The following is a 12,997-nucleotide window of genomic DNA, read 5'->3' on the forward strand; positions in this document are numbered from 1 at the left end:
AATACCGCGCGGCGCTCACCGTGGCCGCGTGACCACGTGGGTGAAACGCCCGTAGATGCCATGAGGGGAAAGGCATGAAGGACATACGAAGAAGGAGCTCCTGGACGCGCGTCGGCGCCGTGACCGTGGCCGCGGCCTGCGCGGCGGTGTCGTGGACCGTCACGACGCTGCCGGCGCAGGCCGCGCCGGAGGGCGCCCCGTCGCCGTCGGCCCCGGGCCGCCCGGCGGACAAGGCGGCCGACGGGCTGACGGCCGAGGTGATCGCCGCGCTGCAACGTGACCTGGGGCTGACCGAGCCGCAGGCCAAGGACCGCCTGACCAAGCAGGCGAAGGCCGTCCAGCTCGAGGGCGAGGTACGCGGCAAGCTCGGCGCCGACTTCGCCGGATCCTGGTTCGACCCGCAGAGCGGCCGGCTGGTCGTGGGCGCGACGTCCGACGCCGGCGCGGGGGAGGCGGCCAAGCTGGGCGCGCAGTCCAAGGTCGTCCCGCGCAGCTATGCCGCCCTCGAGTCCGTCGTGACGGATCTCGACTCGTTGGCCGGCAAGGCACCGGGGAAGACCGGGGACAGGGCGCCAAACGGGAAGCCGCAGGCCGCGATCCGGGGCCTGTCGGGCTGGTACATCGATCCGACGACCAACAGCGTCGTCGTCTCCGTGGTCAAGGACAAGCTCGGCCGGGAGGCCCAGGACAACCTGGCCAAGTACGGCGACGCCGTGCGCGTCGAGTACCTGCCGTCGGCACCGACCGCGACGGCGGACTTCATGGACGGCGGCGACCTGATCAACGGCAGTTCCTGCTCCGCCGGGTTCAACCTGCGTAACCCGTCGAACGGGAAGCGCTACCTGCTGACCGCCGGCCACTGCGTCAGCGCCAACCAGACGGTGACCGGGCAGGGCGGTGTCACCTTCGGGACCGTGCGGTCGCGCTGGTTCCCGTCGTTCGACGACGCCCTCATCGAGACCACCAACACCGCCTACTGGATCCAGGGGCCCTGGATCGACACCAACCCGTCCAACGGCGGATTCATCAACGTCAGCGGCTACACCGACGCCCCCGTCGGCACCTACGTCTGCAAGTCCGGTATCAAGACGAAGCTGACCTGTGGATACATAACCGGCAAGAACGAGACGGTCGTCTTCGACGGCGTCAACACGGTGTACGGACTGACGAGGCACTCGGCCTGCGTGGAGAAGGGTGACTCGGGTGGCGCCAACTACGCGCCTGGTAGCGTGAACCGAGCCGAAGGCGTCACCAGTGGTGCCGTGCTTTACGGCACGGCCAAGCGCTGTGGCTCGGCGGTAGGACAGCCGACCATCTCGTGGTATTTCCCGTTCGCCGACAGCATCGCCTTCTACGGTTCCGCCTACGGCGTCAGCCTCTGGTAACAAAAAGCGGTACTGAAAAAGTGAGATAGCAGGTTCCCTGGCCACGAGGCGTGGCCAGGGAACCTGCTCCCGCGCCCGGCCGCCGTGGTCTCGGCCGCGCGCAACGACTGGACACCCGGAACCGTAACCGAAGGGGGCCCGTGGGCATGGTGAGCCGGAAGCCGGCACTGATCGCCGTGGCGGCCGCGCTGGTGCTGGCGGCCGTGGCCTGTGCCCAGATACCACCATCCGGGCCCGGTACCCCGGATGACCCCGCGCGCGGCAGGCCCACGGCCGGCCATCCGCCCGCCGGGCAGTCGCCCGCCGATGCCGCCGCGCGCGTGGAGGAGGTCGGTTCGCGTCACCCCCGCCAGTACGCGGGGATCGCGGTGTCCGGCGTGACCCTGGTGGTCTACCGCCGCCCGGGAGGCGACCTGGACGACGCCGTCCGGGCCGTGGCGGGCAACGTCTCGGTCGTGTTCCGCGACGCGCCGCACACCCGTCAGGAACTGATCGCCCTCGCGGCGCGGATCCAGGCTGATCTGGCGTACTGGAGGAACCGCGGAGTGCCGATCTGGTCGGTCCTTCCCCGGCACGACGGCTCGGGTGTCGAGGTCGGCACGCCGGCCGGCGACCGGTTGGCGGCCGCGGCGCGGGACCGGTACGGCGACGCGCCGATCATCGTCCTTCGGATGACCGAGCCGCCGGTCACCGCGCCCGCGACGACCAGCTAGCGCGACGGCGGCCACCGTCGCATTCCGCGGTGCCTTCCGTCGGCACCGGTCCGCCGCGCCCCAGATCGTGAACGGTCGGGGTCGGGGTCTGGTCACCGAAGCGCCCAGCCGGACCCGTTGGCCGGGATCGCCCGCTCGCCTGGCCTCAGACGAGGCCGTGTTCGTAGGCGAAGACGACGATCTGGACGCGGTCGCGCAGTGCCAGCTTGCGCAGGATCCCGCCGACGTGGGTCTTGACGGTCGACTCGCTGGCGAACACCAGCCTGGCGATCTCCGTGTTCGACAGGCCGCGGACCACCGCGAAGAAGACCTCACGTTCCTTGTCGGTGAGCGACAGGAAGGCCGCCGGCGGCTGGGAGGGCACGCGGAACTCGTGGTCCAGCAGGCTGGTGAGATCCCGCGGCGCGAGGACGGCGTTGCCGGCGTGCACCGTGCGGATGGCGTCGCGCAGCTGGGCGGGGGTGGTGTCCTTCAGCAGGAACCCGCTCGCCCCGTGGCGGATCGCGGCGGCCGCCCGGTCGTCGAGGTTGAAGGTGGTCAGCATGATCAGCCGGACCGGTTTCGCGCGCCGGGACACGCGCGCGGGCGCGAAGATCTGCCGGGTGGCCTCGACGCCGTCCATCTCGGGCATGCGGATGTCCATGAGCACGACGTCGGGGGAGAGGTCATCGACCAGCCCGACGGCCTCGCGGCCGTCGGCCGCGGTGCCCAGGACCCGCATACCGGGCTGGGCGTCGATGATGACGCGCACACCCTCCCGGAAGAGCTCCTGGTCGTCGACGAGAAGAACGCCTATCTGGGCGGTGCCCGTCGTCGCGTCCGTCTCGTCCGTCCCGTCGGACCCGGTCACGCCGCTCACGCCGGTCGCCCGGGGGACGGCGAGCGCACCGGCAGGTGCGCGACCGCGGTGAAGGCCGGTCCGTCGGGTCCCTCGGGGCCGTCGGGTTGCTCGGTCCGCCGGATGTCGAGGCTGCCGCCGACGGACGCCAGCCGCCTGCGCATGCCCGCGACTCCCTGGCCGCCGCCGAGGTCGTCGCGTGTGCTCGCGGCGTCGACGGTGTTCGTCACCTGGATGGTGAACGTCGCGTCGCCGCTGTCCGGCTCCGGCCACCGTCGCTCGACGAGCGTCGGCCGGTCGCGCCGGCCGTGCTTCATCGCGTTGGTGAGCATCTCCTGCAGCACCCGGTAGGCGACCGCGTCGAGCTCGGGCGGCAGCGGACGGGCCTCGCCGACCTCGGTCGAGTCGACGGGCTGGCCGCTGGAACGGACGGTCTCGATGAGCGCGTCGAGCCCACCGCGGCGCCCACGGTCCGGCTCCCGCGCGGGCTCGAGCACCTGGCGGACGTCGTGCAACGAGGCGCGGGCGGAGGTCGCGATGGTCTGCATGGTCGTTTTGAGCCTATCGGGGTCGTCCAGGAACTGGGCCGACTCCGCCTGGGCCAGGATGACGGTGAGCGAGTGCCCGACCACGTCGTGGACGTCGCGGGCGAGCCGGTTCTGGGCGTCGCGCAGCCGGGCGATCTCCTGGGCCTGCTGGGCGTCGTGTTCCGCGACCTGGCGGGCGGCCTGCGCGGTCCGCGCCCGGGACAGGAACCGCAGCGTCAGGCCCGCCAGCAGCGGGAGGGCGAGCAGCGTGACCCCGAACAGGATCACGCCCCAGACGGTGATCGGCGGGCCGTAGTCGGTGAGCAGGTCGTACAGCGCGTTCCCGGCCTGGCCCGCCCGGATCCGGCGCGCGCGGACCCAGGCCACGCCCAGGACCGGGGCGAGACCGGCCGAGGCGGCGGCGGCCAGAACCGTGGGTACCCGCCCCCAGCGCGCGGCGGCGAACAGCACCACGACCATCGAGCCCTCGGTCAGCAGGACGGGTATGCCACCGATCAGCTGGACGAGCCCGGCGGCCCAGGCCGTGCCCAGCGCGGCCGCGGGCGCCCGCAGGGCGGTGACCACGGCGGCGGCGACCAGCAGCAGGAAGATGAAGTCCAGCACCAGCGAGCCGGGCGGCCGGAAGGTCCGGTCGAGCTCCGCCAGGCCGACGACGACGATCGCCATCCCGACCACGGCGGCGGTCCCGGCGGTGAACCGCTCCTGGGTTCTCATCCGACCCGCGGCGCGGCGTGCTCGCCGCGCCGGTCCCCGGCCGCGGCCACCGCGTCGGCGATCAGCAGTTCCAGCAGCTCGAGGTAGGAGACGCCCTGCGCCGTGAACATCCGCGGTACCTGCGAATGGCTGGTGAATCCTGGCATCGTGTTGACCTCGTTCAGCACAGGGCCGGCGTCGGTGAGAAAGAAGTCGACGCGGGCGACGCCGGCGCACCCGAGCGCGTCGTACACGGTGAGCGCCGCCTCCCGCAGCGACGTCAGCTGCGCGGCGCGCAGCGGAGCGGGCACGAGGAACCGGGCGGAGCCGTCGTACTTGGTGGCGAGGTCGAAGAACCCGGCGCGCCCGGTGACGATCTCCAATGGGGGAGCCACCGTCCGGGTGCCGTCAGGCCGGCCGAGCACGGCCAGGTCGATCTCGCGGCCGTGAACCACCTCCTCGACGAGCACCCGGTCATCGAGCGCGAACGCGGCCTCGACGGCGGCGGCGAGCCGCTGGGCGTCGTGGACCAGGGACACCCCATAGCTCGAGCCGGCCGAGACCGGCTTGACCACCGCCGGCAGTGGGCCGGTCGGCAGGCCGGCGGCTGCCCGCGCCCGTGTCACCAGGGTGCCAGGCGCCGTCCGCACACCGACGGCCTCGGCGACGAGCTTCGTCGCCCACTTGTCCATGGCCATCGCCCCGGCCCGCACCCGGGAACCGACATAGGGCACACCGGCCAGCTCGCACAGCGCGGCCAGCGTTCCGTCCTCGCCACCTGGCCCGTGCAGCATCGGCACCGCGGCCACGCAGGAGCCCAGCACCCGCACGGCGCCGGCCAGCCCGACGAGGTGGCCCGCGTGGCCCAACCACCGGCCGTCGCGGTCGATGGTGAGTGGTTCCACGGCGTATCCGGCCCCGGTGAGGGCCTCGGTGACCGCCGCGGCGGAGGCCAGCGAGACCTCATGCTCGCAACTGGTCCCCCCGCCGATGACGGCGATGCGGCTCCCAGCCATGGTGACCCCCTTCAACGCGCGGCCTGTTCGCCCTGGCCGGTGACCCCGTGACTGGTGACCCCGTGGCCGATGACGACCCGGCGCAGCCGCGGCCGCCCGAGCGCGGTGACGAACTCGTGCTCCAGCGTTCCCACCCAGCGAGCCCAGTCGGCCGTCGTCGGCTCACCGGTGTCTCCTGGGCCGAACAGCGTCACCACGTCGCCGGCCCGCGCCGGGCAGACCGCGGGGTCGGGGCCAAGGTCGACGACGGTCATGTCCATCGAGATGCGGCCCACGACGGGGCGACGCACCCCCGCGACCTGCACCAGCGCGCGCTCGCCGGCGCCGCGGGGCAGCCCGTCGGCGTACCCGACCGGCACCAGACCGAGCCGGGTCGCCCGCGGGGACGTCCAGGTGTGCCCGTAGCCGACCGGTGTTCCCGCCGGCACCGTCCGCACGGTGACAAGGGGGGCCGTGAGCCGCAGCGCCCGGCGCAGCCGCACGCTGCCCGACTCGTCGATGCCGACGAGGCCCGCGCCGATCCGGCTCAGGCTGTGATGGGTCCGCGGGTCGGACAGCGTCGCGGCCGTCGCCGCGAGGTGTCGGTCGCGCGGGCGCAGCCCGGCGCCCAGCGCGACCCGGACACCCCAGTCGAACAGCTCGCGTCCCCGGCCGTTGGCCGGATGGCCGGGCTCGGCGGCGCAGGCAAGATGCCCCATCACCCCGACGACGCGGACGAAGCCGGCCCGCTCGGCGCGCCGCGCCGTGTGGCACAAGGACTCCCACTGTTCGGGAGGGGCGCCGTCGCGGGCCATCCCGGTGTCGAGCTGGAGGTGGACGCGGGCGCCGGGTGCCTGGCGGGCAACCGCCCGCAGGTGGGCGTCGCCGGGCACGGCGATCTCCACGCCGGCGCGGGCTGCCCCGCCGAAGTCGCTGTCGACCGGGTTGAGCCAGCTCAGCACCGGCTGGGTGAACCCCGCGTCGCGCAGCGCGTACGCCTCCTCGAGGCTGGTCACCCCGAACCTCGTCGCGCCCCCGGCCAGCGCCGCCCGCGCGACGTCGGCCAGGCCGTGCCCGAAGCCGTCGCTCTTCACCACGGCCATCACCTCGCCGGCGGTCAGGCGGCGGATGGCGCGGACGTTGGCGGTGACCGCCGTGACGTCGACCGTCAGCGTGGGACCAGTCGTTGCCGTCTGCTGGAGGGCCGCGGGCGTCACCCGGCCCGCCGCAGGCCGGCCCGGCGCTCGTCGGCGTTCCGTGTCGTCCAAGGCCAGGTACGGGCCCGTGGCGCGTCAAGGTCGACCACGGGGCCGTAGAGCGCGGCCTTCGCGCCGGTCATCAACGCCCAGTAGCGATCGCCGTACGACCAGTGCCACCACTCGGTGGGGTAGTTGACCAGACCGACCTCGGACAGGACACGGGCCAACAGGTCGCGGCGGGCGCGGGCAGGCGGGTCGATGTCCGGCGCGTCGAAGAAGCACCCGCCCGCCGACTCCTCGGGCGTGGCGTCGATGGGCGTGCCCAGATCGAGCTGTTCGCCGTGCGGGCCGGCCAGCGTGAGGTCGACCGCGGCGCCGGCGACATGCGGCGCGACCTCGAGCGGCGCCACGAACCGGCTGGTGAGCAGGGCCAGCTCGGCCGGCGAGGCGTCCGGGTAGGCCGTACGTACCCGCGCGGAGTAGGCGGCGATGATCGACGCCTGGTCGACGGCGGAGCGGTGCCCCTCGACGACGCGAAGACTCGTCCCGACGGGCAGCGCGCTCTGCGCCCGGCGCAGCCGCCCGGCGAGCCCGGCGCGCACCCGGGCCCGTGCCGTGCCGAACGATCGCCCGAGGGTGACCAGCGGCTCGTGGTTCTCGCGGAGTGGAACCGACGCGACGCGCGGGTCGGCCAGCAATATCGCCATGCCGGTCACTGTCACCCCGGCAGGGGGCGGCTGACCTCGGTCGCGAGAACCGAATGGTTGTCCGCAGGTACCGGATTTCTCCGACCAGGGGCCAGCCAGCCGTGACCGCGGACGGGACGCTCAGGGGGACGTCTTGGCCACGGGCCTGGGCGGTGGGTGCGAGTTCCGGGTGGGGAGCGCTGGCGTCCCCGAAGAACGGTCGCCACCTACGAGAACCGCGGACGAGGGTGCTCCCGTCACCCTCTACCGCCACCTTCCAGCCCAGGGTCAGACGCCGGTGTCCCCTTCACTCAAGATAATCAACGCTGTTGACGACCCGGCACGGTACGAGTTGATCTTGAAGATCAACAAATACCAGCGCCCGGGGGAGGGGCAAGATCGTCTGGCTGGCGAGCTCGGCACGTCGGACGGCCGGTCCGGCCTGACTTGCCGGCGGGTGGCGCTCCACTCCCCTCTACTTGACATAATGTTCCTTATCGGCGCTTGTCTGGGGGAGTCCTGGCGGGCTTGGCCCTGCTGGTTTGCCGGGGCTGGGCGGGCCGTTTGGGAGCGGTGTTCGAGGGCGCCGGGGCAGGCGTTTACCTGCGGGTTTTCGCGGGAGATGTGCCGCGACGGGCCGTTGCCGGACGGGGTTCGTCGGACGAGGTTCGGGTGACCGGCCTCGCGGAGGCGTGCGCGCCGCGGGACGTGGGGGCGCCCAGCCGGTGCCGAGCTGGCTCGACCCGGTCGACGCGGGCTTGGTCGCGCCCTGTGGCAGGCCCGCGGTCGAACTCTGGGCCTGTGCCAGCCTCGCGCGCGTCCTGTCCGACGTGACGGGGAGTTTTGTCCGACGTCAGAGGCCTCGCGGGCGTCGTTTCTTGCCCCTGGCGTCGGACAGGACGTCAGGGCATCCCGACGTCAGGGCATCTCAATGCCCGACAGGGGCGGGAGGGATCATACTGGTCTTGATCTTGTGAGGCTGGGTGGTCGGTGGGAGATTGGCGGGCGGTCAGGCGGGCGGTGTCGCCTCGGGTCGGGTGAACTCGGGCTGGTCGAGCACTCGCAGCCAGCTTCCGTCGGGCTGGCGGCGGGCGACCTGGGCGCGGGCGCCGGTCCCGTCGGCTGGCGGGGTCGAGGTGAGTGCGATGTCGCCGCTGACGAGGGTTGGTAGCGGGGGTTCCGGCTTGAAGTGGGGCCGGGTGGCCAGGACTTTCTCCCACAGGGCGTGGATCGCGTCCCGGCCCACTGTCTGGCTGCCTGGCGGATACGCCAGTATCGCGTCCTGTTCGTAGAGCGCGGCGACGCCGGTCGCGTCGCCGGCGTTGGATCGTTCGACGAACAGGCGGGTGATGTCCTCGGGGCGGGTGGCCTTCTCGTACTGGTCGTAGTCAGGCATGAGGTTCCTTTCGGTGTCCGGTTCGGCGCCTCCAGCCTGGTCGCGGCGCCTGCCAGAAGTCCAACAGATAGATCTTCTGATATCTAGAATCTCTGCTTATGGAGCTTCGGCAGTTGGAGTACTTCGTCGCGGTCGCCGAGGAGCGGTCGTTCACCCGGGCGGCCGAGCGGGTGCATGTCAGCCAGTCGGGTGTCAGCGCGCAGGTCCGCCGGCTGGAACGCGAGCTCGGTGCCGAGTTGTTCGACCGGTCGACCCGTACCGTCACCCTGACCATGGCGGGGAAGGCCGCGCTGGAACCTGCTCGCGCGGCGCTCGCCGCGGCCGCCGAGCTTCGTCAGACGATGAGCGCGGTGACCGGCCTGCTGCGCGGTCAGCTCACTGTCGGGATGGTCACGGGCTGCACCGTCACTCCCCTGTTCGACGCCCTCGCCGTGTTCCACCGGGCCCACCCTAGGGTGGAGATCCTCCTGGTGGAGGACGCCTCGGACCGGCTCGTCCACCAGGTTCGTGCCGGCGGTGTCGATCTGGCTCTTGTCGGAACCGCTTCCGCCGACCTCGACGGGCTGGACGCGCTGGTCGTCTCTCGGGATCGGCTTGTGGCCGTCGTTCCGGGTGAGCATCCGCTGGCCCGGCAGCGACATGTGACTCTAGGTGATCTTGTCGCTCATCCGGTCGCGTGCATGCCGCCGGGTACTGGCCTGCGCACCGTGTTCGACCGGGCCTGCGCGGTGCACGAGCTGGTACCGAGGATCACGCTGCAGGCCAGCGCGCCTGATGCGATCGCTGACCTGGCCGCACGTGGGCTCGCGGTCGGGATTCTCAGCTCTTCGATGGTCGTCGGCTATCGCGATCGGCTTACGGCTGTGGTCCTCGACGACGTCGACGCCCCGGCGTTGCTCGCCCTGGTCTGGAAGAGCACATGCAGTCCCGCGGTGCGCGAGTTCCTCGTTCACGGCCGGGATGTGTTCAGGGCCCCTGGTGTCGGGCGGTGAGGCTGGCCTGGAGGAGGTTGTGGGCGATGTGTGGGTTGGAGGCGAGGTGGGCGTGGACGTAGCTCGCGACGACGCTGCCGGCCGCGACGCCGGCCTGTGAGGTGGTTCCGTGGGAGGTGGTCAGTTCGTACAGCGGCGGGGTGTGGGTGTCGTCGGCGACGATGCGTGACTGGTGGAACTCCTGGCCGCGTAGTCGGGTGCCGGCGGGGCCGAGGGGGGTGGTGATCTGGGTACGGGCGTCGACGTAGGCGATCGACAGGTGTTGCGGGTCCATGGCGATGTCGATGGGGAGCACGCCGCTCATCGGGTGGGTGTGGCCGTCGAAGCCGGTGAGGGTGCGGGCCAGGTAGATGAGCCCGCCGCATTCGGCGTAGATCGGCAGGTGGGCCGCGGCGCGGTGTCTCAGCGCGGTGGCGAGGTGGGTGTTGGCGGCGAGGTCGGCGGCGAAGCTTTCCGGGTATCCGCCGCCCAGGTAGATCGCGTCGATGTCGGCGGGTAGCGCGGTGTCGGCGAGCGGGCTGAAGGGGACGAGGTCGAAGCCGGCGTCGTGCAGGGTCCGCAGGTTGTCTTCGTAGTAGAAGCAGAACGCCTGGTCGCGGGCGATCGCCAGGCGAGCGCGCCGGGTGGGCGTGGGCGGGGTTGGGGCCGGTTCGGCTCGTGTCGGTTCGGCTGATGTCGTGGGCGTGGTTCGCCGCGCGGCGATGGTGAGCAGCCGGTCGAGGTCGAGGGTGCTCTCGGCGGCCTTGTGGGCCAGGTCGCGGTCGGCCTCGGAGGTGGGGTTTTCCTCGGGGGTGAGCAGTCCGAGGTGGCGCTCGGGAACGTGCAGGCCGGTCCGGTGCGGCAGGTAGCCGAGGACGAGCGCACGGTTCGGTGGTGAGAGCGCGTCGAGGACCATCTGCGCGTGGGTGTGGCTGCCGACGCGGTTGAGGATCACTCCGGCGATGTCGAGGCCGGGGTCGAAGCCGAGCATTCCGTCGAGGACGGCGTCGGTGGTACGGGTCATCCCCCAGACGTCGAGGACGAGCAGGACCGGTACGGACAGGAGTTTGGCGAGGTGGGCGGCGCTGCCGTGTTCGGTGCCGTCGAAGAGCGCCCCCATGGCCTCGATGACGCTGAGGTCGGCGCTGGCGCTGTGGGTGGTGAAGGACTGGCGGATTCCGTCCTCGCCCATCATCCAGAGGTCGAGGTTGATGGCGGTTCGTCGGGCGCTTTCGGTGTGGTAGGCGGTGTCGATGAAGTCGGGGCCGATCTTGAAGGGTTGGGTGACGAGTCCGCGGCGTCGCAGGGCGCGCAGGATCGTCGAGGTGACGGTTGTCTTGCCCGCGCCGCTGTGGGTCGCGGCGACGAGGATGGCCGGTCGGGGGTGGCGATCCTCGGGATGGGTCATGGGGTCACCGTGTCATGGCGTTGTCTGGCTGGTCGTGGGGACGCGGCCGGTGCGCAGGGCGCGGGTGCTGCCGTGGATGTCGGACAGGACGGCGAGACGGGTCATGGTTTCGACTGTGCGGCCGTGCGTCGGGTGGGCGGGGTGGTGGGCTGCTCCCCCGCTCCCCTGGGCTGTCATGGTCGGGTTGTCCGGGTTCGCGGCGGGTCGGGTGGTCGTGGCGGGTTCGGTCGCTGGCTGGGTCAGCCCGTGGCGGCGCGGAGTTCGGTGACCTTGGTGAGCAGGCGGGTCTGTTCGTCGTCGGTGAGGGGGACGGCGAGGGTGTGGAGCAGGGTGGGGAGTTCGTCGGGGTCGAGGGCGCGGTGTTCGGTGGGCTGGCCGGGGCGGCGGATGGTGACGGAGGTGTGGGTGACCGAGGTGTGCTGGCCGTCGCCGAAGCGGGTGATCATGAGGCCGTGGCGGAAGTGGCTGGTCGGGTAGGTGCTGGTGTAGTGGTGGCCGACGACGAGGTCGGCGGGGTGGACGGGTAGTTCGTCGTGGGTGTGCATGTGTTCCCAGTGGTCGCCGCGTCGGCGGTGCAGTGCCCAGCCGCGGCCGGCGGCGCCGACGGGGACTTGGCGGATCTGGTAGGCCCAGCCGCCGTGGTCGTCGGTGGCGCCGTCCTCGAGGGGGATGGGGCGCAGCAGGCTCATGCCGAAGCCGGGGTCGGCGAGCAGGGTGTGGTCGTCGAGGGTGACGGCGATGACGCAGTGGGTGCGGGTGGCTTCGACGCGGCCGAGGCGGCGTTCGGGGTGGTAGCCGAGGCGTCCGAGGGCGGCGGCGAAGAGGGTGGCGTGTTCGAAGCAGTAGCCGCCGCGGCCGCGGCCGACGAACTTGGCGGTGACGGCGTCGAGGTCGACGCCGGGGTGGGTGTCGAGGAGAACGTCGATGTTGTCGAAGGTGAAGGCGCGGACGTGGGCCTCGTGGAGTTCGTCGAGGGCGGCGCGTGACGGTGGGCGGGCTGGGACGCCGAGGCGGGTGAGGTAGGCGTCGAGGTCGAGCCGGTCGACGTGCCACGGGTCGTCGGTCACGCTGCTCCTTCGCGGCGGGTGGTGGTGGTTCCGGGTGGTGGTGGTCATTGTCGGTCTGGATGGGTCTGGCTTGTCTGGTGTGGTCTGTGGGGGTGGTCCGTACAGTGACGGCCAGGCGCGGGCCGGGTTGGCGGTCCGGCGGAGCGGGTGGGGGTCGTGGCGTGGCCGGTGTCGAGGTGTTGCGTTATGCGGCGTTCACGACGTCGCCTGCGGGTGGGAACCCGGCTGGGGTGGTGCTCGACGCGTCCGGGTTGTCGGATGCGGAGATGCTGCGGATCGCGGCCGAGGTGGGCTACTCGGAGACCGCGTTTCTGGTGGCGCGGGCGGCTGGTGGGCTCGATGTGCGGTATTTCAGCCCGTTGGCGGAGGTGCCGTTCTGTGGGCACGCGACGATCGCGGCGGCGGTTGCCTGGGCGCGGCGGTTCGGCCCGGGTGATCTGGTGTTCCACACGCGGGCGGGTCTGGTGGAGGTCGGTACGTCGGTGAGTGGGGCCGAGGTGGTGGCGACGTTGACGAGTGTGGCGCCGCGGGTGGAGCCGATCGCGGCTGGTGCGCTGGCGGAGCTGCTCGCGGCGCTGGGTTGGGCGGCGTCGGAGCTGGATCCGGCGTTGCCGCCGCGGGTCGGTTACGCGGGGGCGTTTCATCCGGTGGTGGCGGCGGGGTCGCGGGAGCGGCTGGTGGCGTTGGACTACGACTTCGACCGGTTGGGCGCGTTGATGGGGCGGGAGGGTTGGACGACGATCCAGCTGGTCTGGCGGGCGGACGCGGTGACGTTTCACGCGCGTAACCCGTTTCCGCCGGGTGGGGTGGTCGAGGACCCGGCGACGGGCGCGGCGGCGGCGGCGCTTGGTGGGTATCTGCGTGAGCTGGGGCTGGTGTCGCCGCCGGTGCGGTTGACGGTTTTTCAGGGGCGGGAGCTGGGGCGTCCGGGGGTGCTGACGGTGGATGTCGCGGCGCGTGGTGGCATCGCCGTTTCGGGTCCGGCTGTGGAGCTTGGTTCGTAGGGGGCTCGGTTCGTGGCGCGTGGTCGCCGCCGGGCTGGCGTCGGTGGGGTCTGGTCGTGGGCGGGGTGCCGGGCCGCTGGGTGGGGGGGCCCGC

At 72.1% G+C, this 12,997-nt stretch carries 12 protein-coding genes; 4 read left to right on the forward strand and 8 right to left on the reverse strand.

What is annotated here, in order from left to right; translation table 11 throughout:
• Positions 1-74 precede the first annotated feature (74 nt).
• Both I6A81_RS22260 and I6A81_RS22265 read left to right on the forward strand, forming a co-directional pair.
• Positions 75-1,385, forward strand: a complete 1,311-nt coding sequence (locus I6A81_RS22260) for a S1 family peptidase (protein WP_203004757.1) — start codon at positions 75-77, stop codon at positions 1,383-1,385.
• 146 nt (positions 1,386-1,531) lie between these two features.
• Positions 1,532-2,098 carry a hypothetical protein gene (locus I6A81_RS22265; RefSeq protein ID WP_203004758.1) on the forward strand — a complete coding sequence of 189 codons (567 nt, stop codon included), beginning with the start codon at positions 1,532-1,534 and terminating at the stop codon, positions 2,096-2,098.
• 145 nt (positions 2,099-2,243) lie between these two features.
• Here the strand turns inward: I6A81_RS22265 and I6A81_RS22270 are convergent, their stop codons facing one another.
• The 6 genes from I6A81_RS22270 to I6A81_RS22295 form a co-directional block, all read right to left on the reverse strand.
• Positions 2,244-2,948, reverse strand: a complete 705-nt coding sequence (locus tag I6A81_RS22270) for a response regulator transcription factor (RefSeq protein ID WP_307874825.1) — start codon at positions 2,946-2,948, stop codon at positions 2,244-2,246.
• Positions 2,949-2,953: 5 nt separating this feature from the next.
• Positions 2,954-4,198, reverse strand: coding sequence for a sensor histidine kinase (locus I6A81_RS22275; RefSeq protein ID WP_203004759.1), 1,245 nt, complete (start codon positions 4,196-4,198; stop codon positions 2,954-2,956).
• On the reverse strand, positions 4,195-5,193 hold the full coding sequence (locus I6A81_RS22280; protein ID WP_203004760.1) for a D-alanine--D-alanine ligase family protein: 999 nt from the start codon (positions 5,191-5,193) through the stop codon (positions 4,195-4,197). The genes I6A81_RS22275 and I6A81_RS22280 overlap by 4 nt, the downstream gene beginning before the upstream one ends.
• A gap of 11 nt (positions 5,194-5,204) precedes the next feature.
• Positions 5,205-6,389 carry an alanine racemase gene (gene alr, locus I6A81_RS22285; RefSeq protein ID WP_203004761.1) on the reverse strand — a complete coding sequence of 395 codons (1,185 nt, stop codon included), beginning with the start codon at positions 6,387-6,389 and terminating at the stop codon, positions 5,205-5,207.
• The gene (locus I6A81_RS22290) at positions 6,386-7,078 is read right to left on the reverse strand and encodes a M15 family metallopeptidase (RefSeq protein ID WP_203004762.1); all 693 of its coding nucleotides are present in this window, start codon (positions 7,076-7,078) and stop codon (positions 6,386-6,388) included. Before I6A81_RS22290 ends, alr begins: the two co-directional genes overlap by 4 nt.
• A gap of 988 nt (positions 7,079-8,066) precedes the next feature.
• Positions 8,067-8,453 carry a YybH family protein gene (locus I6A81_RS22295; protein WP_203004764.1) on the reverse strand — a complete coding sequence of 129 codons (387 nt, stop codon included), beginning with the start codon at positions 8,451-8,453 and terminating at the stop codon, positions 8,067-8,069.
• 98 nt (positions 8,454-8,551) lie between these two features.
• Here I6A81_RS22295 and I6A81_RS22300 point away from each other — a divergent pair, with 98 nt between their 5' ends.
• Positions 8,552-9,445: a LysR family transcriptional regulator gene (locus I6A81_RS22300; protein WP_203004765.1), complete on the forward strand. Its 894-nt coding sequence runs from the start codon at positions 8,552-8,554 to the stop codon at positions 9,443-9,445.
• Here the strand turns inward: I6A81_RS22300 and I6A81_RS22305 are convergent.
• Positions 9,420-10,832 (reverse strand): cobyrinate a,c-diamide synthase, encoded by a 1,413-nt coding sequence (locus I6A81_RS22305; protein WP_203004766.1) that lies wholly within the window; start codon positions 10,830-10,832, stop codon positions 9,420-9,422. The two genes, I6A81_RS22300 and I6A81_RS22305, sit on opposite strands and share 26 nt — an antisense overlap.
• Positions 10,833-11,071: 239 nt before the next feature.
• On the reverse strand, positions 11,072-11,899 hold the full coding sequence (locus I6A81_RS22310; protein WP_307874820.1) for an arylamine N-acetyltransferase family protein: 828 nt from the start codon (positions 11,897-11,899) through the stop codon (positions 11,072-11,074).
• A gap of 161 nt (positions 11,900-12,060) precedes the next feature.
• Between I6A81_RS22310 and I6A81_RS22315 the strand changes: the two genes are divergently transcribed.
• Positions 12,061-12,903, forward strand: a complete 843-nt coding sequence (locus tag I6A81_RS22315; protein ID WP_307874821.1) for a PhzF family phenazine biosynthesis protein — start codon at positions 12,061-12,063, stop codon at positions 12,901-12,903.
• The last annotated feature ends 94 nt before the right edge of the window (positions 12,904-12,997 follow it).

It is taken from the genome of Frankia nepalensis, assembly GCF_016786325.1.
Lineage (GTDB): Bacteria > Actinomycetota > Actinomycetes > Frankiales > Frankiaceae > Pseudofrankia > Pseudofrankia nepalensis.